This window comes from Plantactinospora sp. GCM10030261, assembly GCF_042666615.1.
Classification (GTDB): domain Bacteria; phylum Actinomycetota; class Actinomycetes; order Mycobacteriales; family Micromonosporaceae; genus KBS50.
Genome location: NZ_JBHTDD010000005.1, coordinates 1 through 25221, shown reverse-complemented (window position 1 = coordinate 25221; position 25221 = coordinate 1). Strand labels below are relative to the sequence as shown.

General features: G+C 70.9%; 20 protein-coding genes, 1 tRNA gene and 2 pseudogenes. 11 read left to right on the top strand and 12 right to left on the bottom strand.

Annotation, left to right across the window (positions count from 1 at the left end; genetic code table 11):
- Nucleotides 1–119: 119 nt before the first annotated feature.
- Nucleotides 120–1118, bottom strand: a pseudogene (locus tag ACFQUZ_RS07910) (hemolysin family protein); the annotation flags it as partial.
- The gene (locus tag ACFQUZ_RS07905) at nucleotides 1111–2436 is read right to left on the bottom strand and encodes a hemolysin family protein (protein WP_377440058.1); all 1326 of its coding nucleotides are present in this window, start codon (nucleotides 2434–2436) and stop codon (nucleotides 1111–1113) included. The gene ACFQUZ_RS07905 and the pseudogene ACFQUZ_RS07910, both read right to left, overlap by 8 nt.
- Nucleotides 2437–2546: 110 nt before the next feature.
- Here ACFQUZ_RS07905 and ACFQUZ_RS07900 point away from each other — a divergent pair, with 110 nt between their 5' ends.
- Nucleotides 2547–3221, top strand: a complete 675-nt coding sequence (locus tag ACFQUZ_RS07900) for a GPP34 family phosphoprotein (protein WP_377439498.1) — start codon at nucleotides 2547–2549, stop codon at nucleotides 3219–3221.
- Nucleotides 3222–3382: 161 nt separating this feature from the next.
- Here ACFQUZ_RS07900 and ACFQUZ_RS07895 read toward each other — a convergent pair whose 3' ends face one another.
- Both ACFQUZ_RS07895 and ACFQUZ_RS07890 read right to left on the bottom strand, forming a co-directional pair.
- Nucleotides 3383–5593 (bottom strand): (Fe-S)-binding protein, encoded by a 2211-nt coding sequence (locus ACFQUZ_RS07895; RefSeq protein WP_377439497.1) that lies wholly within the window; start codon nucleotides 5591–5593, stop codon nucleotides 3383–3385.
- A 180-nt stretch (nucleotides 5594–5773) separates the two neighbouring features.
- Nucleotides 5774–6037 (bottom strand): cell division protein CrgA, encoded by a 264-nt coding sequence (locus ACFQUZ_RS07890; RefSeq protein WP_377439495.1) that lies wholly within the window; start codon nucleotides 6035–6037, stop codon nucleotides 5774–5776.
- A 268-nt stretch (nucleotides 6038–6305) separates the two neighbouring features.
- Here ACFQUZ_RS07890 and ACFQUZ_RS07885 point away from each other — a divergent pair, with 268 nt between their 5' ends.
- The 6 genes and pseudogenes from ACFQUZ_RS07885 (at nucleotide 6306) to ACFQUZ_RS07860 (ending at nucleotide 11043) form a co-directional block, all read left to right on the top strand.
- Nucleotides 6306–7112 carry a DUF881 domain-containing protein gene (locus ACFQUZ_RS07885; RefSeq protein ID WP_377439493.1) on the top strand — a complete coding sequence of 269 codons (807 nt, stop codon included), beginning with the start codon at nucleotides 6306–6308 and terminating at the stop codon, nucleotides 7110–7112.
- A 475-nt stretch (nucleotides 7113–7587) separates the two neighbouring features.
- On the top strand, nucleotides 7588–7791 hold the full coding sequence (locus ACFQUZ_RS07880; RefSeq protein WP_377439491.1) for a hypothetical protein: 204 nt from the start codon (nucleotides 7588–7590) through the stop codon (nucleotides 7789–7791).
- 364 nt (nucleotides 7792–8155) lie between these two features.
- Nucleotides 8156–9079: pseudogene (locus ACFQUZ_RS07875) on the top strand (class E sortase); the annotation flags it as partial.
- A 2-nt stretch (nucleotides 9080–9081) separates the two neighbouring features.
- Nucleotides 9082–9396 (top strand): hypothetical protein, encoded by a 315-nt coding sequence (locus ACFQUZ_RS07870; protein WP_377439489.1) that lies wholly within the window; start codon nucleotides 9082–9084, stop codon nucleotides 9394–9396.
- Between the two features lie 3 nt (nucleotides 9397–9399).
- Complete coding sequence (locus tag ACFQUZ_RS07865; RefSeq protein ID WP_377439488.1) at nucleotides 9400–10053, top strand: aminodeoxychorismate/anthranilate synthase component II; 654 nt, start codon at nucleotides 9400–9402, stop codon at nucleotides 10051–10053.
- A 222-nt stretch (nucleotides 10054–10275) separates the two neighbouring features.
- Nucleotides 10276–11043 (top strand): SDR family oxidoreductase, encoded by a 768-nt coding sequence (locus tag ACFQUZ_RS07860; protein ID WP_377439485.1) that lies wholly within the window; start codon nucleotides 10276–10278, stop codon nucleotides 11041–11043.
- Between the two features lie 56 nt (nucleotides 11044–11099).
- Here the strand turns inward: ACFQUZ_RS07860 and pknB are convergent, their stop codons facing one another.
- From pknB to ACFQUZ_RS07825, 7 genes are all read right to left on the bottom strand, one after another.
- Complete coding sequence (gene pknB, locus ACFQUZ_RS07855) at nucleotides 11100–12890, bottom strand: Stk1 family PASTA domain-containing Ser/Thr kinase (RefSeq protein ID WP_377439483.1); 1791 nt, start codon at nucleotides 12888–12890, stop codon at nucleotides 11100–11102.
- The gene (locus ACFQUZ_RS07850; RefSeq protein WP_377440055.1) at nucleotides 12887–14494 is read right to left on the bottom strand and encodes a protein kinase; all 1608 of its coding nucleotides are present in this window, start codon (nucleotides 14492–14494) and stop codon (nucleotides 12887–12889) included. The genes pknB and ACFQUZ_RS07850 overlap by 4 nt, the downstream gene beginning before the upstream one ends.
- 14 nt (nucleotides 14495–14508) lie before the next feature.
- Nucleotides 14509–16011, bottom strand: a complete 1503-nt coding sequence (locus tag ACFQUZ_RS07845; RefSeq protein WP_377439481.1) for a peptidoglycan D,D-transpeptidase FtsI family protein — start codon at nucleotides 16009–16011, stop codon at nucleotides 14509–14511.
- Complete coding sequence (locus ACFQUZ_RS07840) at nucleotides 16008–17387, bottom strand: FtsW/RodA/SpoVE family cell cycle protein (protein ID WP_377440052.1); 1380 nt, start codon at nucleotides 17385–17387, stop codon at nucleotides 16008–16010. Before ACFQUZ_RS07840 ends, ACFQUZ_RS07845 begins: the two co-directional genes overlap by 4 nt.
- A gap of 142 nt (nucleotides 17388–17529) precedes the next feature.
- The gene (locus ACFQUZ_RS07835) at nucleotides 17530–18963 is read right to left on the bottom strand and encodes a PP2C family protein-serine/threonine phosphatase (RefSeq protein ID WP_377439479.1); all 1434 of its coding nucleotides are present in this window, start codon (nucleotides 18961–18963) and stop codon (nucleotides 17530–17532) included.
- Nucleotides 18960–19448, bottom strand: a complete 489-nt coding sequence (locus tag ACFQUZ_RS07830; protein ID WP_377439478.1) for an FHA domain-containing protein — start codon at nucleotides 19446–19448, stop codon at nucleotides 18960–18962. The genes ACFQUZ_RS07835 and ACFQUZ_RS07830 overlap by 4 nt, the downstream gene beginning before the upstream one ends.
- A 4-nt stretch (nucleotides 19449–19452) precedes the next feature.
- Complete coding sequence (locus tag ACFQUZ_RS07825; protein WP_377439476.1) at nucleotides 19453–20232, bottom strand: FhaA domain-containing protein; 780 nt, start codon at nucleotides 20230–20232, stop codon at nucleotides 19453–19455.
- Nucleotides 20233–20438: 206 nt separating this feature from the next.
- On the opposite strand from ACFQUZ_RS07825, the gene ACFQUZ_RS07820 reads away from it, so the two are divergent.
- The 3 genes from ACFQUZ_RS07820 to ACFQUZ_RS07810 all read left to right on the top strand — a co-directional run bounded on the left by ACFQUZ_RS07820 (nucleotide 20439) and on the right by ACFQUZ_RS07810 (nucleotide 22505).
- Nucleotides 20439–20524 (top strand) — tRNA-Leu (locus tag ACFQUZ_RS07820).
- Between the two features lie 104 nt (nucleotides 20525–20628).
- Entirely contained in the window at nucleotides 20629–21702 is a 1074-nt protein-coding gene (locus tag ACFQUZ_RS07815) for an NAD-dependent epimerase/dehydratase family protein (RefSeq protein WP_377439474.1), read from the top strand.
- Complete coding sequence (locus ACFQUZ_RS07810) at nucleotides 21699–22505, top strand: WecB/TagA/CpsF family glycosyltransferase (RefSeq protein WP_377439472.1); 807 nt, start codon at nucleotides 21699–21701, stop codon at nucleotides 22503–22505. Before ACFQUZ_RS07815 ends, ACFQUZ_RS07810 begins: the two co-directional genes overlap by 4 nt.
- Before the next feature lie 261 nt (nucleotides 22506–22766).
- Here the strand turns inward: ACFQUZ_RS07810 and ACFQUZ_RS07805 are convergent, their stop codons facing one another.
- Entirely contained in the window at nucleotides 22767–24062 is a 1296-nt protein-coding gene (locus tag ACFQUZ_RS07805) for a S8 family peptidase (RefSeq protein ID WP_377439470.1), read from the bottom strand.
- Nucleotides 24063–24353: 291 nt separating this feature from the next.
- Here ACFQUZ_RS07805 and ACFQUZ_RS07800 point away from each other — a divergent pair, with 291 nt between their 5' ends.
- Nucleotides 24354–25046 (top strand): hypothetical protein, encoded by a 693-nt coding sequence (locus ACFQUZ_RS07800; protein WP_377439468.1) that lies wholly within the window; start codon nucleotides 24354–24356, stop codon nucleotides 25044–25046.
- The last annotated feature ends 175 nt before the right edge of the window (nucleotides 25047–25221 follow it).

The following is a 25221-nucleotide window of genomic DNA, read 5'->3' as shown; positions in this document are numbered from 1 at the left end:
GAGGACGCGCCACCACCCGCACCGCCACCGGAGGCCGCGCCACCACCCGCACCGCCACCGGAGACCGCGCCACCACCCGCACCGCCACTCGCGGTCCCGTCACCGGGCGCGGCACCCGAGCCGACCACAGCGGTGAGCACGTCGTCCAATGTGACCACACCGAGCGGCGCCCGCCCGTCGCTGACCAGCACCATGTGCCGGCGCTCCCGGCGCATTGCCAACAGCAGATCGGCGAGCGTACGGTCCGGCGGCACCACCGCCAACGGACGCACGAGATCGGTCGGGACCGGCGCCCGGCGGTCCGCCCCCCGCGCCCCCAGCACGTCCTTGACGTGTACGAACCCCACCACCCGGCGGGTGGCCCGCTGCACCACCGGGAACCGCGACCGACCGGTACGGGTGGCCAGCACCTCCAGCGACGCCGGTGACACGTCGTCAGCCACCGTGGTCACGGTCGACCACGGCCGCAGCGCGTCCCCGGCCGTCCGGCGATGCAACGCCAGCGCGCCGGTGATCCGGGCGTGTTCCTCGGAGCCGAGCAGTCCCTCGGTCCGCGCCTGGGCGACCAGTCCAGCCAGTTCCTCGGCGGTGAAGACCGTCTTGACGGCCTCGGCAGCCTCGATCCGCCACAGTCGCAACACCTGGCGCGACGCCCATTTCATCGCCACCAGCACCGGCTTGGTGGCCAGACAGAACGCGAGCATCGCCGGCGCCAACCACAACGCGGAAGGCTCCGGACCGGCCAGGGTCAGGTTCTTCGGCACCATCTCGCCGACCACCGTGTGCAGGAACACCACCGCGCCGAGGGCAAGCACGAAGGCGATCGGGTGGACCGCCTGGGACGGCAACCCGGCCGCCTCGAACGGCGCCTCCAGCAGGTGCGCCACCGCCGGCTCGGCGATCGCGCCGAGCCCCAGCGAACAGATCGTGATGCCGAGCTGGGCACCCGCGATCATCAACGGGATCTGGTTCATCGCGGACAGCGCCCACCGGGCCCGCCTGCTGGTCGCCGCCAGCGGTTCTATGACCGTACGGCGGGACGCGATCAACGCGAACTCGGAACCCACGAAGAACGCGTTGCCGAGCAGCAGAACCCCCGTGACCAGCAGCTCAGTCATGCTCGTCGGGCTCCTCGGGGGCGACCACCCGGACCTGCTCGACGCGGTGCCGCTCCACCTCGACCACGGTGAACTCGTAGCCCCCGTCCAGCACCGTCTCGCCGGGTAACGGGATGTGTCCCAGGCGGGCCATGAGGAACCCGGCGAGCGTCTCGTACGGTCCGTCCGGCAGCCGGAAGCCGGTCTGCTCCGTCAGCTCGTCGGCCCGGAGCAACCCGTCGACCAGCACCGTGCGCACCCCGCCCGGGATGGTCAGCTCCAGCCGTCCGCTGTCCTCCGTCGCCGCCGGGTCGAACTCGTCCGCGATCTCACCGACCAGCTCCTCGACCAGGTCCTCGACCGTGACGACGCCGTCCGTACCGCCGTACTCGTCCACCACGATCGCCAGGTCGGCGCCGGCCGACCGCAACGCGGCCAGCACGCCGTCCAGATCGAGGCTCTCCGGAACATAGACAGGCTCGCGGGCCACCGCGGCCACCGTCGTGGTCGCCCGCCGCGCCAGCGGTACGCCCAGCGCGTCCGGCACCCCGGCCACCCCGGTCACCAGGTCCAGCGTCTCCTCGTACACCGGGAAGCGGGTGCGGCCCGTCTCCCGCGACAGCGCGACCAGCTCGGCCACCGTGGCGTCGGAGCGCAGTGCCACCACGTCGACGCGCGGTGTCATCGCCTCGGCGGCCCGCTTGTCCGCGAACCGGATGGTGCGCTGCAGCAGCCGGGCCGTCTCCGGCGGCAACGCGCCGGCCCGCGCGGAGATGGCGGCCAGCAGCCCCAGTTCCTCCGCCGACCGGGCACTTGCCAGTTCCTCCTGCGGTTCCACGCCGAGCCGGCGGACCAGCCAGTTCGCCGAGTTGTTCAGGGCCCGGATCAACCCGCGGCAGCTCCGGGAGAAGCGACGCATCGGCGCGGCGGTCACCAGCGCCGCGGGCATCGGCCGGGCCAGCGCGGCGTTCTTCGGCACCAACTCACCGAAGAGCATCGAGATCAGGGTGGCCAGCGCCAAGGCGAGCACCGGGGTGATCTGTCCGGTGGCTCCGCCGGCGATCGGTCGCACCGCGGGGGCGAACAGCTTGGCCAGCGCGGGCGCGGCCAGATAGCCGGTGAGCAGGGCCGTGATGGTGATGCCCAACTGCGCGCCGGAAAGCTGGAAGGACAGCTCGCGTAGGGCCGAACGGACGGTCCGGGCTCGCCGGTCACCGGCCGCCGCCCGCTTGTCGATCTCGGACCGGTCGACGGTAACCAGGGCGAACTCGGCCGCCACGAAGAACGCATTGCCCGCGGTCAGCAGGACGAAGCCCAGTAGCGGGAGCAATGTGGTCAGGATCAGGACATCGATGATCGGGTCACCTCGGCGTCGATTCTTCCACGCCCCGGCCAGCCCGAGCGGGCTGCCCGGCGTGCGTTTGGCACCGGCTGGGTACGGTCGGGACCATGACGACACTGACCTTGGCCGAGGAACTCGCCCTGCTGTCGTACACGGTGGAAGGCACCGCGGAGGTCGGCCAGCCGGGGCTGGACTACGGCCTGGCTGGCGCCCTGCTGCTGGAACTGACGCTGGCCGAGCGGATCGACGTGGTGGACGGCCGGGTGGTGCTGACGGACCCGACGCGGACCGGGCATCCGCTGCTCGACCGGGCGCTGGACCAGATCGGCGGCGAGGCTAAGCGGCGCAAACCCAAGGACTGGATCAACCGGCTCGGCAAGGGCCTGCGTGACCAGGTCCTCGACCACCTCGTCGCCATGGGCATCCTGCACGTGGAGAAGGACCGGGTACTGGGGTTGTTTCCGCGCACCCGGTTCCCGTCCCCGCACGGCATGGACCCGGCGGCGGAGACCGAGGCCCGGCAGCGGCTGGCGGCCGCCATCCGGCCCGGCGCCACCGTCCCGCCGCGCACCGGCGCGCTGTGCAGTCTGGTCCGGGCCGTGGGCCTGGATCGGAAGGTCTTCCGGGACCAACCGCGACGCGAGGTGCGGGCGCGGCTCAAGGAGATCAGCGAGGGCGACTGGGCGTCCGCCGCCGTCAAGCGGGCGATCGACGACACTCAGGCCGCGATGATCGCCGTCATCACCGCCGCGACCGTCTCGACGTCGGCGGCAAGCAACTGATCCGACGACCGCCGGGCGGGTCGCCGCCGCTGGCCGGGTGCCCGGCGCCGCCGGTCGCCGACCTCGGCACGGCTCCGACGCTGGTAAGCCGTGCCGCTGGCTCCCATCGGGCGGATCGCCTGGATCGGGGTGTGGTTTTCCGCGACGTCCCGCGGCGCCGCTCAGCCGGCGGCCGGCGTGACGGCGTCGCGCTCCGCTGGCGCCCCGGGGTCGGGTTTGACCGAGCGGAGCAGCACGGTCGCCACGTCCACCACCTCGACCTGCTCGGCGGCACCCTTGCCGGTCACCCCGTCGCCGATCATCGTGTAGCAGAACGGGCAGCCCACGGCGATCGTTTCCGCGCCTGTGGAAAGCGCCTCCTCGACCCGTTCCACGTTGATCCGCTTACCGATCTTCTCTTCCATCCACATCCGGGCACCACCGGCCCCGCAGCAGAAGGACCGCTCGCTGTTGCGCGGCATCTCGGTGAGGCCGTCCTGCGCCGCGGCCCCCAGCACCTCGCGCGGCGCGGCGAACACCCGGTTGTGTCGTCCCAGGTAGCACGGATCGTGGTAGGTCAGCCCGCCGTCCACCGGCTGCACCGGGGTGAGCTTGCCCGTCTCGACGAGATGGGCCAGGAGCTGGGTGTGGTGCACCACCTCGAAGTCGCCGCCGAGCTGCCCGTACTCGTTGCCGAGGGTGTTGAAGCAGTGCGGGCAGGTTGCGACGATCTTGCGCTTGGTCTTCTCGCGGTCGCCGAACGCCTCGTTCAGGGTCTCCACGTTCTGCTGGGCCAGCATCTGGAAGACGAACTCGTTGCCGATCCGGCGGGCCGGGTCGCCGCTGCACGTCTCGCCCTCACCGAGGATCGCGAATTTCACCCCGGCCTCGTGCAGCAGGGTCGCCACGGCACGGGTGGTCTTCTTCGCCCGGTCCTCGAACGCCCCGGCGCAGCCCACCCAGAACAGGTACTCGAAGTCGTCCGCCTCGCCGACCCGGGGCACCTCGAAGTCGAGTCCCTTGGTCCAGTCCTCGCGGGTGTTCTGCGGGGCGCCCCACGGGTTGCCCTTGTTCTCCAGGTTGCGGAGCATCACGCCGGCCTCGGCCGGGAAGCTGGATTCGATAAGCACCTGGTAGCGGCGCATGTCGACGATGTGATCCACATGTTCGATGTCGACCGGACACTGCTCCACGCAGGCGCCGCAGGTGGTGCAGGACCACAGCACGTCCGGATCGATGACGCCGTTCTCCTCGGCGGTGCCGATCAACGGCTTCTCCGCCTCGGCCAGCGCCAGGACGTCCACGTGGGCGAGCTGGGCGGCGGTGGCCTTCTCCTCGCCGGTGAGGTCCTTGCCGCCGCCGGCCAACAGGTAGGGCGCCTTCGCGTACGCGTGGTCGCGCAGGCTCAGCACCAGCAGCTTCGGCGACAGTGGCTTGCCGGTGTTCCAGGCCGGGCACTGCGACTGGCAGCGACCACACTCGGTGCAGGTGCTGAAGTCGAGCAGGCCCTTCCAGGTGAACTGCTCCACCTGGGAGACGCCGAACTGGTCCTTTTCCGGGTCGGCCTCCTCGAAGTCGAGGGGCTTGCCGTCGGACATCATCGGCCGCAGCGCCCCCAGCCCGGAAGCGGTGGCCGGTACGGCGGTCGGGTTGCGCTTGAAGAAGATGTTGGGGAAGGCCAGGAAGCGGTGCCAGGCCACACCCATCGTGACGTTCAGGGAGATCACGATGACCCAGGTCATTGAGATCACGATCTTGATGAGCGCGGCGACGCTCGGACCAGCCTCCCAGGCCGGCAGTACCGCGCCGACAGCGTGGCTGACCGGAGTGGCCCAGGCCGGGAACTCGAAGTGGTCGTTCGCCACCTTGAAGCCCCGGATCAGGAAGCCGAAGACCAGGACGAGCAGGACCACCCACTCGACGAAATAGCCCTGCCACATCGTCGATCCAGTGAAGCGGGACCGGCCGCCGGGTCGGGTCGGCCGGTTGCGCAGCCGGATGACCATGAGCACCAGGATGCCGACCAGGCCGAGCACCCCGATGATCTCGGTGACCAGCCCGTACACCACCCAATGCCCGACCAGCGGCAGGCCACCGGTGGGGGTGACGACCTCGAAGTACGCCTCGAGCACCAGCAGCGACAGGACGATGAATCCGACCATCACCGCCCAGTGCGCCGCACCCACCACGCTCCAGCGCAGCATCCGGGTGTGCCCGAGCGTCTCGACAAGCATGGCGCGGGTCCGGGCGCCCTTGTCGGTGAACCGCTCGGGGTCGGGCTGCCCCAGCCGGACGACGGCCACCATGCGCTTCACCGCGCGTACCGCCAGCCACACCGCGACGGCGGTGATGGCGGCGGCGAGGATCGTCGTGACGATCTGGACGCTGCCCATGCGTTCCTCCCGGTCCTGCGCGGCGGCGAACGGCTGGTGACCGCGGGTGTGGTCACCGTTGCAGCCTACGCGTCTGGTTACCGATCGGTAACGTGAGGAACCTCGCAGGCCGGGCCGTCGTGCTCAGCACACACCTTAGGGGTGCCGGCCCGGGCGGGTCGCGGCGCCGTCAGCGCCTCGTCAACGCCAGCGGGACAGCAGGATCAGGGAGGCGACCATCGCCCCGAAACCGACCGCCAGGTTCCAGTACTGCCAGCTCGCCACCGGGTAGGCCGTCTCGGACAGGTAGTAGACGACAAGCCAGCCGATACCGAAGACGATCAGCGATACGGCGGTGATCGGCAACCAGATCGGGCTGGGCTTGCGGGTCGCCGCGGTCGCGGTCGGGCGGACGTCCGACGGCGGCGTGTACACCTTCTTCTTGCGGACCTGCGACTTTGGCACGACGCTCTCCTGAGGGGGTGTTGACCTCGTCCGGCCTACAACCGGGCGCGGGGGCGACGGTCCATGGCCAATAATGTTCGACAGCTAGCGTAGTCGCGGCAGGCGGCTCAGGCCACGAACGGGGTCATTCGGTTGCGGCGGGTGAGGGCGGGCAGCCGCCCACGCTTGCGGCGAGAGTAGCCACCGGCAGGTGAGAGACTTGTCATCGGGCCCACCGGCAGGGGCTACTGAGCAGGAACTACCTGGCGGAGAGGGAAGGGAAGCCTCGGTGGAATACACCTCCGGCGCCGCATCCTGGCGCAAGGCGTTCCTGCGCGCTGGCGTGGGGCTGTTGCCCCGCCGCCGGGGAACCCGCCGTACCGCCTGGTCGGTCGGGGTCCCGCTGATCGCGCTCTCCGCTGGCCTGCTCTTCACCACCACCGCCACCACGGCGGGTGGCACCTCGCTGCGGGAGGACCGGCGGCCCCAATTGGCGCAACTGCTGGAGGAGCGGAAGCAGCAGGTCGCGGCCACCGAGGACGAAGCCGCCGCGTTACGCGCCGAGGTGGAACGGCAGACCGAGGCGCTGGCTGGGTCGGACGCGCCGATCGCGACCCAACGGGACCGGGCGGCCGCGGTCCGGCAGGCCGCGGGTTTCACCGCCCTTGCCGGCCCGGGCGTCATCGTGTCCCTCGACGACGCCCCGACCAGCGCCGACGGTGCCCTGCCGGCCGGCGTCAGCAACGACGATCTGGTGGTGCACCAGCAAGACGTCCAGGCCGTGGTCAACGCGCTCTGGGCCGGTGGTGCCGAGGCAATGTCGATCATGGATGTCCGAGTGTTGACGACGAGCGCGGTACGGTGCGTAGGAAACACGCTCCTGCTGCACGGAAACGTCTATTCGCCGCCATTCGTCATCAAGGCCATTGGGGATCCGGTGAAGCTCCGTAACGCGCTCGCCGCGTCCGAGGGGGTGGGCAACTTCAAGAATGCCGTCGCCCACTACAAGCTCGGATATCGTGAAACCGTCGCCGACATCACCGTGCCGGCGTTCGAAGGGTCGAGCACCCTCCGCTCCGCCGAGGTGCCCCGATGAGCCCCAGCCGCGAGCCGACCGAGCCCAGTGGACCGCCGGACGCGGGTAGCGGTCGCCATCGCGCCCTCAATCTCGATGATCCGACCGCGTTCCTCACCCGGACCGACGACCCGGCGGGACTACCGGTTGCCGGACGTGGACCAGACCTACCCACCGCCGGACGAGCCCCGGACCTACCCACCGCCGGACGAGCCCCGGACCTACCCACCGCCGGACGAGCCCCGGAGAGTGCGGGGGCCGGGCCGGCCGCGGGCAGAGCCCGGCCCACCCCGCCGCACGGTCGCCAGCCTGGTCACCACCCTGACAGCGAGGGGCAGGTCCGCCCTTCGGCCCCCGACCAGCAGGACCGGCGGCCGGCAGCGACGCGGAAGGAAACGCGGGCGCCCCAGCGGACCGACCCGGCGCCATCCACGACCGCCCGCGCACCGCGCCCCGACAGCGGCAACCAGGCGCCTGCCCGAGAGCAGATCTCCTGGTGGGAGCCGGCCAAGCCGTCGACGGCCCGCACTCCGACGTCCGCCACGCCGCCGGGCACACCGGCGGCCAGGCCCTCGACGCCCACGGACCCGCCGTCGAGCAACGACGCGGGTGGGACGTCGACCGCGCGGGTCCCGGCGGCGGACCGGCACCGTCCACCCCTGGCCTGGCCTGGCCGGGTGACCGACCTGCCCGCCAGTGAACGGTCCCGCGGCTCGGTCGACCCCGGCCCCTGGGCACCGGCGCGGACCGCGGGCCCCGTGGCCACCGGGACCGTACGACCGGACAGTTCTTCGGCCGGCGGAACGGCGACCGGTGGACGTGCGGCGAGACCCGGTGCGAATGGAACGCCCGCGGCGCCGACGTCCGGCGGCCAGTCCACGCCACCGACGTCACCCCGGCAGCCGGCGGCACCACCGAACGGCCGACCGCGGGCCGGCGGCGCCGGTGCCGCTCCGCACCCGCCCGGCCGGCGTGACGGCGCGGAACCCGACGGTGGACGGGACGCCCCGACCTCGGTGATTCCCGTGGTTCGCGACGACCCGTCGGCGACCGTGATGATCCCCGCCGTGTCGGGTTCCCGGCCCACCGAGCCGGACGCCACGGCGATCATCCCGGCCGTCCGGCACCGTCGGACCCCGCACGTCGACCACCCGACGACGATGATGGGCGCGGTGCCGGAGGCTCCGCCGGCCGGGAAGGACGAGGTGACGGATGCGCCCGAACCTCCACGCCGCGGCGAACGGGTGGTCCAGCTCCGGCCCGAACACATGGACAAGGGCTACAAGAGCGTCTACTCGGAGTTGACCCGCCCCACCGTCGGCTCCCGGATCCGCGCCGGACTTCGGGTCGGCGGCGAACTCCTGATCACGTTCGGTCTGGTGGTGCTGCTCTTCGCCGGCTACGAGGTGTGGGGCAAGTCGGTAATCGTGGATGCCCACCAGGGCGATCTGAGCGATCAACTGGCCCAGCAGTGGGAATCCGACCCGACGGTCGGTCCGACGCCGACGGCGACCGAGGGGCCGCTGAAGCCGGTGCAGGGGAAGCCGGTCGCCGGTCTCTACATCCCCAAGCTGGACAAGAACTGGGTGGTGGTCGAGGGCGTCGATCCCGGCGACATCCGGTACGCCCCGGGGCACTACCCGAAGTCAGCCCTTCCCGGGGAGGTCGGCAACTTCTCCGTCGCCGGACACCGCAACCGGGCCACCTTCTGGAGCTTGGACGAGTTGGACGAGGGTGATGCGATCATCGCCGAGTCGCGCGACACGTGGTTCATCTACAAGGTCACCGACTCGCTGATCGTGAAACCGACCCAGGTGGACGTCGTGGCACCGGTGCCCGGCAAGGCTCGTGCCAAACCCACCCGCAAACTGCTCACCCTGACGACGTGCAACCCGAAGTTCGACAACTACCAGCGACTCATCGTGCACGCCGAACTGGCAAGCAGCATGCCGAAGTCCGAGGGTCGGCCGGCGGAACTGGGAGGCTGACGATGTACCGGTGGATCTGGCGCCATCTGCCGTTCGGGCTGCCGGGCCAGTTGGCGGGATCCGTCCTGTTGATCGCCGGGGCGGTGTCCCTGCTCTGGTTCGTGATCTTTCCGTGGGCGGAGCCGCTGCTCCCGTTCGACGACGTACAGGTGAGCCAGGATTCGGGGGTCGACGGAGAGGTGCCGGACGGGCCGCCGGGCGGCGGGGTGATACCGGGCGAGACGGGCCAGCCGGGCAATGAGCATGACATCCCGTACGCCACACACACCAACAATCCGGACCCGTCGGCCAGCCCGACACGCTCCCGGAGCAGGTGAGCCGTGCGCATCCTGGTGATCGACAATTACGACTCGTTCGTGTTCAACCTCGTGCAGTACCTAGGCCAGTTGGGCGTCGACTGCGATGTGCGGCGCAACGACGAGATCGACGTCGCGGAGGTGGGTCGGCTCGATCCCGCCGGAGTGCTGCTCTCGCCGGGTCCGGGTACGCCGGATCGCGCCGGCATCTGCCTCGACGTCATCGGGGCGTACGCCGGTCGTCTTCCGCTGTTCGGCGTCTGCCTGGGCCATCAGGCGATCGGCGCGGCGTTCGGGGCCACCGTCACCCGGGCACCCGAACTGCTGCACGGCAAGACGTCTCAGGTGCGGCACACCGGTGCCGGCGTGCTTGCCGGTCTGCCTGACCCGTTCACCGCCACCCGCTACCACTCGCTCACGGTGCTGCCGGAGACGTTGCCGGACGAGATCGAGGTGACCGGCCGGACCGGGTCGGGCATCGTCATGGCGATGCGCCACCGCACCCTTCCCATCGAGGGGGTCCAGTTCCACCCGGAGTCGGTGCTGACCGAGGGCGGGCACCTGATGTTGGCGAACTGGCTGGCCGAATGTGGTTTCGCGGAAGCGCTGGACCGGGCGCCGGCGCTCTCGGCCGACGTTGACGAGCGCCGCCGGTCAGCCTTCGCCGCCACACCCTGAACCCGCGTCGAGGACCAACCGGCGAAACCCGGCCTGCCACGTACGGCATGGTCGCCCGTCCGCAGCCACGAGACGCTGACCTCCCGCTCTCCTGACGTCCACGCTCAGTGGCCGCAATCACGTCACCCGAACCGTCACACGGCTCAAGCTGTCGCCATCTCCACGTCGTCAGACGCCGCACCGCATCCGGGCGGCAGGTAGTCCTGAGATCAGGAGACGGTAGTGAACGAGCCCACCCCACAACGGAAGATCGCGCTGGTAACCGGGGCGAACAAGGGGATAGGCCGCGCGACGGCTGAGCAACTTGCCGCGCTGGGCATGACGGTCCTGATTGGTTCCAGAAACCCGCGGCACGGCGAGGAGGCGGCCGCGGCGGTGCGCACGGCGGGCCGTGACGCGCACGCGGTCACCGTGGATGTCGTTGACCCGATCACCGTCCGTGACGCCGCGAGGTGGATCGAGGCGCGCTTCGGTCGCCTCGACGTACTGGTGAACAACGCCGGCATCACCGGCTCCGGGCGGGTTTCGCCCGCCGACGCTCATGACCAGGTGCCCAGCTCGGTCGACCTCGACATGGTGCGTGCGGTGTTCGCGACAAACGTCTTCGGGGTGATCCAGGTGACAAATGCGGTGCTGCCGCTGCTGCGACGCTCGCCCGCGCCGCGGGTGGTGAACGTCAGCAGCCATGCCGCGTCGCTGACCCTCACCAGCGACCCGGAGGGCCCCTTCGCGTCGCTGGTGCCGTCGGCGGCGTACTCGCCGTCCAAGACCGCGCTGAGTGCGCTGACCGTGCAGTACGCCAATGAACTGCGCAAGGACGGCATCCTCGTCAATGCCGCCGCGCCCGGCTTCTGCGCCACGGACAGCAACAACCACACCGGGTTCCTGACGCCGGCACAGGGCGCCGCGGTCGTGGTGCGCCTGGCGACGCTCGGTGCGGACGGACCGACCGGCGGGTTCTTCGGCGAGGAGGGCCCGGTGCCCTGGTAGCGGTCGTCTGGACAGGCAACACCGACGCGACCCAGTCCAGGATGTCGGCGGTGACGCTAATCCGGCGGTGGCGGGGAGGTGGGTCTGCCACCTCCGCCGCCCCCACCGGGCGGCGGGGTCGACGGGGTGACGCTCGGCGAGGCCGAGTCGGACGGTTCCGGCTCCGGCTCCTGCGCCACGGTGATGGTGATCGTAGTGCCGGTGGAGCGCTTCTGGCCAGCGTTCGGGCTCTGGTCAATCACCTTGCCGGCATTGTCCGCGTCGGCCTGGCCTCGCTTCACACTGATCTTCGTGAAGCCAGCGGCCCGCAGCTCGGCCTCGGCGGTCGCCTGGTCCTTGCCGACCACGTTGGGGATCTCCCGCTGGCTGTTGTTGGACACCTCCACCGTCACCTTGGTGCCGGGCGGGACCGTGCTGCCTTCCTTCGGGTTCAGCCCGAGCACCTCGTCCTCCGGCTCAGCGCTGTTGACGTCCTTCCTGACCACTACCAGGCCGAGGCCCTTGAGTTGCCCCTCCACGAAGTCGTACTGTCCGCCGATCAGCCCGGTCGGGATCGGGACGTCGGCCGGGCCGGCGCAGAGCTGGAGGGTGACCTCCGATTCCCGGGCCGTGGTGGTGTTGCCCTTCGGGTTCTGGTCGGCCACCGTGCCCTGCTTGCAGGTGGGGTTCTTGATCTGCGGGCCATACCCGAACGTCAGATTGTTCCGGGCCAGCTCGTTCTCCGCCTGCTCCTGGGTCAGGTTCAGCACACTCGGCACGGTCACCCGCTTGCGGTCCTCGTTGGTGACCTGCAGGGCGACCACGAGCACCACCACCGCCAGCACGCCGAGGGCGCTGAGCGCGGCCATCAACCAGGCCGAGGCCCGGCGCCGCCGCGCCTCGCCGGCCCGGACCGGCGCGGTGCGCGGCTGGCTGGCGGTGCCCTGCTGGTGGACCGCGGTCTGCGCCGCGGCCATCGCCATCGTCTCCGACTCGCGCATCACCGGAGTCGCCATCACCGGCCGGCCGGCGGCGGCCCGCAGCAGGTCGGCCCGCATCTCGCCGGCGCTCTGGTAGCGGTTCAGCGGGTTCTTGGACAGCGCCTTGAGCACGATCGCGTCGATCGGCGGGGTCACGTCCGGGTTGATCTGGCTCGGCGACGGCGGATCCTCCCGCACGTGCTGGTACGCGACGCTGACCGGGCTGTCGCCGACGAACGGCGGGTGCCCGCAGAGCAGCTCGAACAGCACACACCCGGCGGCGTACACGTCGGATCGGGCGTCCACCGACTCGCCCCTGGCCTGCTCGGGCGAGAGGTACTGGGCGGTGCCGATCACGGCGCTGGTCTGGGTCATCGTCGTGGCGCCGCTGGCCAGGGCCCGGGCGATGCCGAAGTCCATCACCTTGACCTGGCCGTTGAGCGTGAGCATCACGTTACCCGGCTTGATGTCCCGGTGGATGATCCCGTGCCGGTGGCTGAACTCCAGCGCGGCGCACATGTCGGCGGTGATCTCCATCGCCCGACGCGGCATAAGCCGACCCTCGGCGGCGAGCACCTCCTTGAGGGTCCGCCCGTTCACGAACTCCATCACGATGAACGGCAGCGTCTCGCCGGTGGGCGCGATCTCCTCGCCGGTGTCGTAGACCGCGACGATCGCTGGGTGGTTGAGCGAGGCGGCGTTCTGCGCTTCCCGGCGGAACCGCATCTGGAAGGTGGCGTCGCGGGCCAGGTCGGTACGTAGCATCTTGATCGCCACGTCACGGCCGAGCCGCAGGTCGCGGCCGCGGTGTACCTCGGCCATGCCGCCGTACCCCAGCAGATCGCCGACCTGGTACCTGCCACCCAGTAGGCGGGCCTGGGCAGTCATCTCGTCAGTCGTCCTTCACTCATCTGGTCACCGCCGGCCGGCAGCGTCCGCTCCACCTGACGGTACGGCGTGCGGTGGAGGTCGTCGTATCCACCGTCGGACCCCACCGCTACCGGCACCGGAGTCGGCCGTGGCCCGGCGGAGGTTCCGTCGCGGAGGCTCGAAAGACCCCAGCAGAGCAATACCAACAGGCTCACCACGATAGCGAGTACCACCCAGAACGAGCGGTTGCCGGTTGTCGCGGCGGGCTGCGGAGGCACCGGCCTGGCCATTCCGGCTGGCCGGGGAGCCTGGTGAGCGGCGTTCGGCGTGGCGCGCGGCACGGCCGCCGCCCCCCGACTGGGGTGCTTGTTGACGCCGCCGGCGGGCGGCGACGCAACCGGCCCCCGGTTGGCCGAGCCAGGCGGCGGACCGGCCGGAGTGCCGGTACGCGGCGGACCCGCCGGAGTGCCGGTACGCGGCGGACCCGCCGGAGTACCGGTTCGCGGCGGGGTGCCGGTGCGGGGCGCGGCACCGCCCGATCGGGGTGTCGCGGTGCCGGTGATCCGGGGCGGAGCCGGAGCGGATGTGCCGACCGGTGAGCCCGGCGCGGTGGCAGGCCGGTTCGGGGCCGCCCCCGGCGATCCAGCAGGGTAGGCCCGACCGGTCGCCACCGGGGAGCCCGGGGCGGCGCCGGGGTACGCCCGACCCGACGACGCGACCGGGGAGCCCGGGGCGACCGGGGAGCCGGGAGCGGCGGCCGGATATGCCCGCCCGGCGACCGCGGCGGAACCGGCCGTCGACCGGGGCGGCTGCTTCCCGGACAGCTCGCCGGCCGCCTGACGGGCCACCGCGGCCAAGGCGGCGGCGGTCGGCCACCGGGCGGCCGGGTCCTTGGCCATCGCCCGTTCCACGATGCCCCGCACCGACCCGGGGCAGTCCGCCGGAAGCGGGCGCGGAGCGTCCCGGACGTGCTTCATGGCGATTTCGAGCGGGTTGTCGCCCTCGAACGGGCGACGCCCGGAGAGGCACTGGTAAGCGACCACGCCGAGGGCGTACACGTCGGACGTGGGCGCCGCCACGCCGCCGGTGGCCTGCTCGGGTGAGATGTACGAGGCGGTGCCGAGCACCGCGCCAGCGGCGGTGAGTTGGCCCACCAGGTCGGAGCGGGCGATGCCGAAATCGATGAGCACCAGCGTGCCGTTGGGCCGGACCAGCAGGTTGCCGGGCTTCAGGTCCCGGTGCACGATCCCCTTGTCGTGCGCCGCCTGGAGGGCGTCGGCGGCCTGCGCCACAAGCGCCATGGTACGCGCCGGGGTGAGCCGACCGACCCGGCTCAGGGTCCGCGACAGGGCGTCCCCCTCGACGTACTCCATCACCAGGAACGCGATCTGCGAATCGTTGCCGTAGTCGTACACGTCGACGACCCCGGGGTGGTTGATCGTCGCCATCGTGCGCGCCTCGCCGCGGAACCGCTCGGCGAAGCCGGGCTCGTCAAGCAACGCCGGCAACAGCACCTTCACCGCCACCGTGCGGCCCAGCACCTCGTCGGTGCCGCGCCACACGTCGCCCATGCCGCCCCCGGCGATCCGCTCCTCCACGCGGTAGCGGTTGCCGAGTTGCATGCCGGGGCTCAGGGTCACTTGATCCCCTTGTCCTGGATGACGGCGCGCATGATCTGGCCGGTGATCCGGGCAGCCTCGCCACTGCCGCCGCTGCCGGCCGACTCCAGCACCACGCAGACGGCCGAGATCGGCTGGCCGTCCTTCATCAGGAATCCGATGAACCAGCCGTGTTCCGGCCGACCCTCGCCCTGCTCGGCGGTGCCGGTCTTGCCGCCGACCGTGAAGCCGGAGATGCGAGCGTTCCGTCCGGAACCGTTCTCCACCACGCTGATCATCATGTCCCGCAGGTCGGTGGCGACCTGCCCGCTGATCGGCTGGCGCAGCTGCTTGGGATCGGCCGTGTAGTGGGTGGTCGTGCGGTCCGGCCCGATCAGCTTCTCCACCACGTACGGCCGCATCTGGGTGCCGCCGTTCGCCACCGTCGCCGCGATCAACGCACCCTGCAGTGGGGTCATCCGCACGTTGTTCTGCCCGATCGACGACTGGGCCAGCGCCGCCGGGTCCGTGCTGCCGTCCGGGTTCTGCATGGTCCCGGTCCGGCTGGCCGCGACCGGGATGCCGCCGTTGTCCAGCCGGCCGACCGTCAGATCCTCCTGCTCGAACCCGAACGCCTGCGCCTTCTGCTTGATCTTGTCGGCGCCGAGCTCCACGCCAAGTTGGGCGAACCCGGTATTGCACGAATCGGTGACCGCCTCGATGAGGGTGACCTCCGACTCCGGGCAGATGGACGGCGTGGCGTTCTTGATCGGCCTGCCCGAGGTCGGCGGCGTCCACGACGACCCGGCCGGGATCCGGGTCTGCTTGGTGTAGCCGTTTTCCAGGGCGACCGCCGTGTCGATCACCTTGAAGGTCGATCCGGGCGGCAGGACCTCGGACAACGCCCGGTTGGCCAGCGGCCGGTTCGGGTCGGCCTCCAGCTCGTCGAACGCCGCCTCGGCCTGCTTGGAGTTGTGACTGACCAGCGGGTTCGGGTCGAAGCTGGGCATGGAGACCAGCGCCTGCACGGCACCGGTGCGCGGGTCGATCGCGATCGCCGCGCCCTTCGTCGCGTCGACCCGGTTGTTCGCGAGCTGCTTGGCGGCGGCGTCCTGGGCGCGCTTGGAGATGGACAGCAGCACGTTGCCGCCACCGGTGCTGTCGCCGGTGAAGACGTCCCGGACCCGGTCGGCGAACAGCTGGTCGCTGGTGCCGGCGAGGAACTTGTTCTCGCTCTGCTCAATGCCGACGGCCTCGCCGTTGACCGGCTTGTAGCCGAGCACGTGGGCGTAGAGCGGCCCCGCCGGGTAGGTGCGCAGGTATTTCAGGTCGCCGTCGGTCGCCTTGCTGGTGGCGTACGCGGTGCCGCCGGCCTCGATGTTGCCGCGCTGGCGGTTGTACTCGTCCACCTGGACGCGGCCGTTGTACGGGCTGGTGCTGTATTCCTCGGCCTTGTATGCCTGCACCCAGTTGAGGTTGGCGAAGAGCAGGCCGAACAGGACGAGCACCACCACGCCGACTCGCCGCAGGGGGGCGTTCACGGGCGGATCACCTCCGTCTCGGCACCGTGCAACTTGGCGGGCACCGGGCTGCCCCCGCTGGTCCGGGCCACCGGCGTGGCGGTCACCGGCCGGTTGGCCGCGTCGGAGATCCGCAGCAGCATCGCCACCAGCATCCAGTTCGCCATCAACGAGGAACCGCCGGCGGACAGGAACGGCGTGGTCTGCCCGGTGAGTGGGATGAGCTTGCTGATCCCGCCGACGATCACGAATACCTGGAGGCCGAGGGTGAACGCCAGGCCACCGGCGAGCAGTTTGCCGAACGAGTCCCGCACCGCCAGCGCGGCCCGCAGCCCGCGCTCGACGATCAACAGGTAGATCAGCAGGAGCGCGACCAGTCCGAACAGGCCGATCTCCTCGCCGAGCCCGGCGAAGATAAAGTCGTTCTGCACCTCGGGGATCTTGTCCGGCTGGCCGCCGCCGGGGCCGGTGCCGAACAGGCCCCCGGTGCCCAGCGCCAGCAGCCCCTGGACAAGTTGGAAGCCGTCCTCGTACGGGTCGTTGAACGGGTCCAGCCAGATCTCGGCGCGGAGGTAGAAGTTCGCGAACGGTCCGCCGACCGTGCTGCCGAGGAGGTACGCGAGGTAGGCCCCGCCGAAGAACAGCAGCAGACCGATGATCAGCCAACTGGACCGCTCGGTGGCGATGTAGAGGGTCACCACGAACATGCCGAAGTAGAGCAGCGAGGTGCCCAGGTCCTTCTCGAAGACCAGCACCAGCACGCTGAACAACCAGACCGCGACCACCGGGCCGAGGTCCCGGCCGCGGGGGAAGTCGATGCCGAGGACGCGCCGGCTGGCCAGGGACAGCACCTCGCGCTTGCGGACCAGGTAATAGGCGAAGAAGACGAGCAGGGCGAGCTTGGCGAACTCACCCGGCTGGATGGAGAACGAGCCCACCTTGATCCACAGCTTCGCGCCGTACACCTCGGAGTACTTCGCCGGCAGTACCGCCGGGATCATGACCAGGATGATGCCGGCGAGGCCGAGGGTGTAGGCGTACCGGGAGACCACCCGGTGGTCCCGGATGAAGATCAACAGGGCGGCGGCCAGCACCAGGGCGATAAGCGTCCAGGCGAGCTGACGGCCGCCGAAGCCCGAGAAGATCGGCAACTCGGCCCGCTCGGCGGCCTCTGCCCGGTCCATGTCGATCCGCCGCAGGAAGCTGACACCCAGGCCGTTGAGCAGGGCCACCGCCGGAAGCAGGACCGGATCGGCGTACGGCGCGAGGAACCGGACCACCATGTGCAGCGCGAAGAAGAACCCACCAACCACGGCGATCTGCACCCAGAAGTCCGGCCGCAGAGTGCCGAGGACGGTCAGCTCGACGGTGCCGGAAAAGATCACCACCAGCGCCATCGCGAACGCGAGGAGCCCGAGTTCGGCGTTGCGCCGCACCTTGGTCTCGCGTACGCGGGGCAGCTCACCCGTTGACGCGGGCGCCGCCGCCGGTCCGCTCGGGCCGCTCATCGGATGTCCCTGGGATCGCTGGCGGCCACGCTCACTCCGGGGACCGGCAACCGGCCGGATCCACTACCGGCGGCAACACGTCGGACGGGGACGCGTCGGAACTCGCGGGCGTGCCGGGCAGGCTCGGGGTGGCGGAGACGGCGCCACTCGGAACGGCGGCGTTCGTCGGCGGTGCCGCCGACCCGGCCGGCGAACCGGTGGCCGGTGCCGACGGAGCCGGACTGGGCGGGCAGGTCGGTTTGAGGTTCGGGTTGCTGGGATCGTCGCTTGTCAGCTCGGCCATCCGCCGCTCGGCGTCCGGCTCGCTGTTGGCCTGGATGCCCAGCCGGACCCGTTCCTGCGCGGCCGTGGTGAGGTCATCGAGGCGGGTGCCGCTGGTGGCGTGCACGCTGGACAGGTCCAGCCCGGCGACCTGGCCCGGGATGCCCTGGAACACGGCGAGCTGGCCGTCCTCGGTGGCACCGACGTAGTACTGCCGTTGGGTGTAGGTCCAGCCGGCCCACATCCCACCACCCAGCAGACCGAGGAGCACGACAAGCAGCAGGGCCGTGCGCACCGGACGGCGACGCCGCCGCTCCGGCTCGTCATCCCGGACGGATCCGGCCGCGGACGCCGGCTCGGGAGTGGCCGGCCGGGGCGCCGACAGCGCGGACGCCCGCGCGGCCGGGGTCGACGTGTCGGCCGAGGTGGCCATGCCCCGGTCACGGGCCGCCGCCCCACCAACGATCGGCGCGGCCTCCACGATGTCCTGGTCGGTGGCGTCCGCCACCACCACGCTGATGTTGTCGGGGCCACCGCCGCGCAGCGCCAGTTGCACGAGCCGCTCGACGCACTGCTGGGGGTCGGCGAACTCGCGCAACGTGTCGGCGATCGTCTCGGCGCTGACCACACCGGACAGACCGTCGCTGCAGATCAGGTAGCGGTCCCCGGGGAGCACCTGACGTACGGAGTATTCCGGGTCGATGTCCCGGCCGTCCAGGGCCCGGGTGAGCAGCGACCGCTGCGGGTGGCTGCTCGCCTCCTCCATGCTGATTCGACCTTCGTCGACAAGCATCTGCACGTAGGTGTCGTCCTTGGTGATCTGGCCGAACTCGCCGTCGCGCAGGAGATAGGCCCGGGAGTCCCCGATGTGCACCATGCCGATCTTGCTGCCCGAGAAGAGGGTGGCGGTGAGCGTGGTGCCCATTCCCTCCAGCTGCGGATTGGCGTCGACGGTGTCCCGGAGTTGTTGGTTGGCGGTGTCCACAGCGGACCGTAAGGCGTCCACCAGGGCGTCCCCGGGAACATCCTCGTCCAACGGGGCCATCGCCCCGATCACGATGTTGCTGGCGACGTCACCGGCGGCCATGCCGCCCATACCGTCCGCAACGGCGAGTAGTCGCGGACCGGCGTAGACGGAGTCTTGGTTCCCGTCTCGGATCAGTCCACGGTCGCTGTGGGCCGCGTAGCGCAGGGTCAGAGTCATGGCCGTAATTCGAGAGAGGTGCGGCCGATCCGGATCGGCACACCGAGGGGGACGGGGGTCGGTCCGGTGACCTTAGCGCGATCGAGATAGGTGCCGTTAGTGGAACCCAGATCCTCCACGAACCACTGGCCGTTTCGCGGCACCAGGCGGGCGTGGCGGGCCGACGCGTAGTCATCGGTGATCACCAGGGTGGAGTCCTCGGCCCGACCGATGGTGATCTGGGCCTCGCCCAACGTGATCCGGGTGCCGGCGAGTTGCCCGGCGGTCACCACGAGTTGGTGCGCGGCGCGGCCCTTCTTGACCTTCGCCGGCCGGGCCGTCGCCCCCGCGGTGGAGGCGCCGACCCCTCGTGGCGCGGCGACGAGCCGGCTGGACCGGGCACCGGCGAACAGGTCTCGACGGATCACGCCGACGACCGTGAAGACGAAGATCCAGAGCAGGACGATGAACCCGATCCGGGCGACAGTGATGACGAAGGCAGGCAAGATCCTAGCCGTCCACGCGGAACGTCAGCGTCGTCGTCCCGAGCTGGATCATGTCGCCGGGGTTGAGCGCCACGGCGGAGACGCGTTGCCCGTTGACCATGGTGCCGTTGGTCGAGCCGAGATCGGTCAGAACCACCTGCGCCCCGTCGAAGTCCAGCCGGGCGTGCCGCCGGGAGATCCCGACATCCGGCAGCCGCAGCGTCGCCTGGTCACCACGGCCGATGACCGTCGAGCCCATCTGCAGCGGGTAGGTCCGGCCGTCACCGGAGACCAGCCGGATGTTGCGCCCGCCCTGCGCCGGCGGTGGACCGTAACCACCGCCCTGGTCGTACGCCGGGTATTGCGGCGGGGCGTCGTAGCCCTGCTGGACCGGCGCGACGTCACCCCCGGTGTAGACCTCAGCGGTCACCCGGAACATGCCGGTGTCCAGGCCGTCGCCGCGCTCGATCTCGACGATCACGTCACCGTAGACCGTCCACGCCTGCTCGCCGATGAACTCGGCCTGCGACTGGGCCAGTTCCTGGGCCAGCGCGGCGGCGTACGGCGCCAACCGACTGTGGTCGTACGGCGAGAGATCGATCACGTAACGGTTCGGCACCAGGGTCCGACCACCGGCGAGTATCGCCTTGTGCGCCTCGGCCTCCCGCTGCATGGCGTTGAGGATCTCGACGGGGTGCACGACCCCCTTGAACACCTTGGCGAAGGCTCCTTCGACCAGGCCTTCCAAACGCTTCTCAAAGCGTTGCAGCACGCTCACCGGCTCCTCCTCGGGTCCCGAGGACATGATGGTATCCGGCCGCCGCGCGCGCAGCTCACACGCCGCTCGGCCGAGGGCTGACCGGCCTGTCCTGACGGCCGGAGTTGTCGTGCTACTCTTCCATGCGCCGCTGGCGGAAACGCCACCGGCACCCCTGGAGCAGCGTAATATGTCCCGGCCCGGGTGACCGGCCCGTCCTGGACACACTTACACTAGATCCAGGTCATTGCCACGGGGAAGTGGCGGAATGGCAGACGCGCACGGTTCAGGTCCGTGTGCCCGAAAGGGCGTGGGGGTTCAACTCCCCCCTTCCCCACCAGGACGAGGGCTCCGCATCGATGCGGGGCCCTCGCTGCGTTCGGGGCGTGCCGTACGTCACGCTATGCTCCGATGGTTGTTCTGCCCCCGACCCAGGAGTGACGTGTGACTGTCGCGTTGGTGACCGGATCCGGCGGTTTGATCGGTGCGGAGGCCGTCCGGCACTTCGCCCGGCTCGGCATGGACGTTGTCGGTATCGACAACGACATGCGCCGCTACTTCTTCGGTGAGGACGGCTCTACCGCCGGCAACCAGCGCCGGCTGACCGACGAGCTGGGCAGCGCGTACACCCACTTCGCCACCGACATCCGGGACCGGGACGGGCTGGCGGAGGTGTTCAAGAAGTACGGCTCCGACATCGCCGTCGTCATCCACACCGCCGCCCAGCCCAGCCACGACTGGGCGGCCAAGGAGCCGTTGACCGACTTCGACGTCAACGCCGTCGGCACGCTGAACCTGCTGGAGAACACCCGCCAGCACGCGATCGAGGCGCCGTTCATCTTCTGCTCCACCAACAAGGTGTACGGCGACCGGCCGAACAGCCTGCCGCTTGTCGAGCTGGAGACCCGGTACGAACTGCCCGAGGACCACCCGTACCACCAGGGCATCACCGAGGAGATGTCGATCGACGGGTGTCTGCACTCCATCTTCGGCGTCTCCAAGGTCGCGGCCGACGTGGCGGTGCAGGAGTACGGCCGCTACTTCGGGATGCGCACGGCCTGTTTCCGGGGCGGCACGCTTACCGGCCCCGGCCACTCGGCCGCCGAGCTGCACGGTTACCTGGCCTACCTGATGCGCGCGGTGATGGAGGGCCGGACGTACAATCTCTTCGGCTACAAGGGCAAGATGGTCCGGGACGCCATCCACTCGCATGACGTGTTGACCGCGTTCGAGGCGTTCTTCCGCAACCCACGCTCGGGCGAGGTCTACAACCTGGGCGGCGGTCGGCACTCCAACGCCTCCCACATCGAAGCTTTCCGGATCGCCGAGGAGATCAGCGGCCGAGAGGCGAAGATCAACTATGTCGAGCGGAACCGCGTCGGCGATCACCAGTGGTGGATCAGCAGCATGGCCCGGTTCGAGGAGCACTACCCGGACTGGAAGCTCACATACGACGTGCCGATGATCCTCCGGGAGATGTACGAGGCGAACGCCGACACCTGGGCGCCGAAAGCGTGATCGCCCAGGGTAAGCGGAACGTCCTCGGCGTCCTGGTGGACGCCGTGGACTACGAGGCCGCCGCCGAGCAGGTGGTCGGCGCCGCGCGGGACCGCCGCCCGTTCGCGCTTACCGCGCTGGCGGTGCACGGGGTGATGACCGGCGTCCTCGATCCGCCGCACAACGCCCGGCTCAACTCGTTCGACCTCGTCACCCCCGACGGCCAGCCGGTCCGCTGGGCGCTCAACCTGCTGCACGGCGCCGGGCTCGCGGACCGCGTGTACGGGCCGACCCTCACCCTGCGGGTCCTTCAGCGGTGCGCCGACGAGGGACTTCCCGTCTACCTGTACGGCTCTACCGAGCCGACGCTGGCCCGGCTGGTGCCCGCCCTGGAGCGGATGTTCCCGGCGCTCAAGCTCGCCGGCGTGGAGCCGTCGAAGTTCCGCACCGCGCGGCCGGCCGAGGACGTGGAGATCGCCGACCGGATCCGGGCCTCGGGCGCCCGGCTGGTGCTGGTCGGGCTGGGCTGCCCCCGCCAGGAGGTCTTCGCATACGCCATGCGGCCGCTGCTGGACATGCCGCTGCTGGCCGTCGGCGCGGCCTTCGACTACCACGCCGGCCTGCTGCGTACGCCGCCGCCGTGGATGCAACGGGCGGGTCTTGAGTGGTTCTGGCGGCTCGGCCTGGAGCCGCGCCGGCTCTGGCGGCGGTACGTCATCCTCAATCCGGCCTACCTGGCCAGGCTCCTCGCGCAGCGCACCCGGTTGTGGCGGGCGACGCCGCCGCCCCCGGCCGAGGAACGCCCGGCGACCTTCCCCGTGTGAGCAATCGCGGCTGAGCCGGGACACCCGCGGGGCGGATCGGCGGGACGCGGGGCGGATCGGGCGGGACGCGTGGCGCCGACTCGTGCGTCACCGGGCTGCGCCTCGCCGGGCAGGCCGGGACCGCGCCTCACCGGCTCCGGGCCGGCCGGCCCCGCATCGCCAACTCCCGGCCCGGCCAGCTCCGGTTCGCCAACTCCCGGCCCAGCCAGCTCCGGTTCGCCGACCCGACCCGACCGGAGGCCGGGCCGGCGAACCGTCGAACTACCTCCGTGGCGCGACACCCGACGTGGTCGAGGTGCCGGGACGCGGCCGGATCGGGGTGCCGGGCTGCGGCGAGAAGCCGTCCCGTGGCGGTAGCGGCGCGACGTACAGCAGGTTGTTGGGGGTGCCCGAGCCCGGGTTCATCACCAGCCCGGTGGTGGAGTCGGCCAGCAACTGGTCGCGGATCTGCTGGGGAGTCCAATCGGGGTGACCGGCGAGCAGGATCGCGGCGGCCCCGACGACGTGCGGCGTGGCCATCGAGGTTCCGTCGAGCCGCGCGGTCGCCTGGTCGCCGGTGACCCAGGCGGAGGTCACGTCGACGCCCGGTGCGAGGAGGTCCACGCACGAGCCGTAGTTGGAGAAGGTGGCCGCGTAGTCGTACACGTCGGTGGCGCCCACCGTCACCGCTTCGGTGACCCGGGCCGGGCTCGAACCGCAGGCGTTCAGCCGGTTCCCGAACTCGTCACCGTTGCCGGCGGCCAGGCCGAAGGTGATTCCGGACCGGATCGAGTTGCGCACCGCGTCGTCCACTATCTGGCTGGGACCGCCGCCGAGACTCATGTTGGCCACCGCCGGCCGGACCGCGTGCGCGGTAACCCAGTCGATGCCCGCGACCACACCGGCCCAGGTGCCGCTGCCCTCGCAGTTGAGGACCCGGACGCCCACCAGGGTCACGCCCTTCGCCACCCCGTAGGTAGTCCCGCCGATGGTGCCCGCCACGTGCGTGCCGTGCCCGTCGCAGTCGCTCGCGTCGGCATCGTTGTCGACGAAGTCGTACCCGCTGACGGCCCGACCACCGAACTCGGCGTGGCTGAACCGGATACCCGTGTCGAGCACGTACGCGTGGACGGTGCCGGCCTGGCGCGGGTACGTGTACCGGACGTCCAGCGGCCGGTTCCGCTGGTTGATCCGGTCCAGTCCCCAGGTCGGGTTGATCTGCTCACCGGCGACCCGTACCCGTTGGTTCTGCTCGACGTACGCCACGGCGGGATCGGCGGCCACCCGCCGCGCCATCCGCTCGCTGCCGCGGAACTCGAAGCCCCGCAGCACGGCCTCGTACGACCGGGCGACCGCGCCCTGGTGCCGGGCGGCCAGCCCGCGGGAAATGTCGCCGACCCGCTGCCGGGCGACCACGCTGTCCTTGTAGACCACCAGATAGCTACCGGTCACGGCAGCCGCACCGCCGGCGGACCTGATGGTCCCCTCCGGAGGCTGCGCGACCGCCGGCGCGGCGGTCGCGGCGAGCAGCGTCGCCCCGGTGGTAACCGCCAGGAGTGACCTGAGAAGAACCGACATCCCCCACCTTTCTCGAAATCGGCGGGCGCCGTCGAGGCACGCCAGCGACCACCGCCAAGGCCGGCAGAGCCGTCGCGAAACGCCAGCGGACGGGTGCCGGAGCCGACGGTCAGGCTAGTCGATCAGGACCCACCCGGTTGTCCCGTAACGAGTGCGGTGGCCATCGCCGGCCGCCTCGGCAAGGCTGGTTCTCGGCCTCACCCGCGCGTTCCCCTACGGGACAGATCTGCGGGCCGCGCGGGGGGTCGTCCCGGATGCCGGTACGCGACGCGGCAGGGCAGGCTCAACCGCATGGATGTCACCCTCGCCCTGGTGCTCGGCCTCACGGCTCTCTGGTCCGGCGCCGGGTTCCTCGCCGATGGGATGCCGCACCGCGCCTCTGCCCGGTCGCTGCGTCGGCGGGGCACGCTGCTGCTGACGCTCTACGGGGTCGGTCTGCTCGGCACGGCCGTCCTGTTCGGACTGGTCACGACGACCGGGGCGGGCACGTTGGTCCTCGCCCTGCCGGTGGTGCCGGCGACCGTGGTGGCCGCGTGGACGGTTCCCCGGCTGCGCCGGTTGCGGGCGGGGGCCGGGGCGCTGGCCCGGGTACCGGATGCTCCGCTGCCCCCGGCGCTGCGCGCCGCTGCCGCCCACCCCTTGGTGATGCTGCCGCCGCAGGTGGCCGGGCTGTCGATGCTGCCGGCCGCGGCGCTCGCCGTAGGGTCCGCCGGGATCGACGCTGGCACGCTGCTCGGACCGGCGGTCACCGGCGCGGTGCTGGTGATGGTGGCGGTCGCGGTCCGGCACGCGCTCCGGCACAACCGCCTGGTCGAGCGGGCGACGGCGGCACTACCCGGGTTCGCCCCGCCGCGTCGGCCCGGGCCGGTGGGGCCGGCGGCCGGCTCACCGGTGGTGCCCGCCGACCCCGTGCCGGCATTGGCGGGCGGGGCCGTGACGTCAGCGGTCCGAAGCGTCCGGACCCCACCCCCCGTGTCGATCTAGGGCAGATGGTCGCTGTTTGATCTCCAATCACGACCATCTGCCCTAGATGTACTGCCCATGGACGTTGGTGACACGGTCGGATCTTGAAATGGTGAGGACCTCCCGAGTAGGTGTGGAGCTACCACAACAGCCGCACCTGACTCAGGGAGGTCCTCATGTCCCACCGTAATGCCCC

Coding starts and splice junctions, on each gene's coding strand:
- ACFQUZ_RS07900 (WP_377439498.1), top strand. CDS start 2,547: ATGACGACACTGACCTTGGCCGAGGAACTCGCCCTGCTGTCGTACACG.
- ACFQUZ_RS07895 (WP_377439497.1), bottom strand. CDS start 5,593: ATGGGCAGCGTCCAGATCGTCACGACGATCCTCGCCGCCGCCATCACC.
- ACFQUZ_RS07870 (WP_377439489.1), top strand. CDS start 9,082: ATGTACCGGTGGATCTGGCGCCATCTGCCGTTCGGGCTGCCGGGCCAG.
- pknB (WP_377439483.1), bottom strand. CDS start 12,890: ATGACTGCCCAGGCCCGCCTACTGGGTGGCAGGTACCAGGTCGGCGAT.
- ACFQUZ_RS07850 (WP_377440055.1), bottom strand. CDS start 14,494: ATGCAACTCGGCAACCGCTACCGCGTGGAGGAGCGGATCGCCGGGGGC.
- ACFQUZ_RS07840 (WP_377440052.1), bottom strand. CDS start 17,387: ATGGCGCTGGTGGTGATCTTTTCCGGCACCGTCGAGCTGACCGTCCTC.
- ACFQUZ_RS07835 (WP_377439479.1), bottom strand. CDS start 18,963: ATGACTCTGACCCTGCGCTACGCGGCCCACAGCGACCGTGGACTGATC.
- ACFQUZ_RS07825 (WP_377439476.1), bottom strand. CDS start 20,232: ATGTCCTCGGGACCCGAGGAGGAGCCGGTGAGCGTGCTGCAACGCTTT.
- ACFQUZ_RS07805 (WP_377439470.1), bottom strand. CDS start 24,062: ATGTCGGTTCTTCTCAGGTCACTCCTGGCGGTTACCACCGGGGCGACG.
- ACFQUZ_RS07800 (WP_377439468.1), top strand. CDS start 24,354: ATGGATGTCACCCTCGCCCTGGTGCTCGGCCTCACGGCTCTCTGGTCC.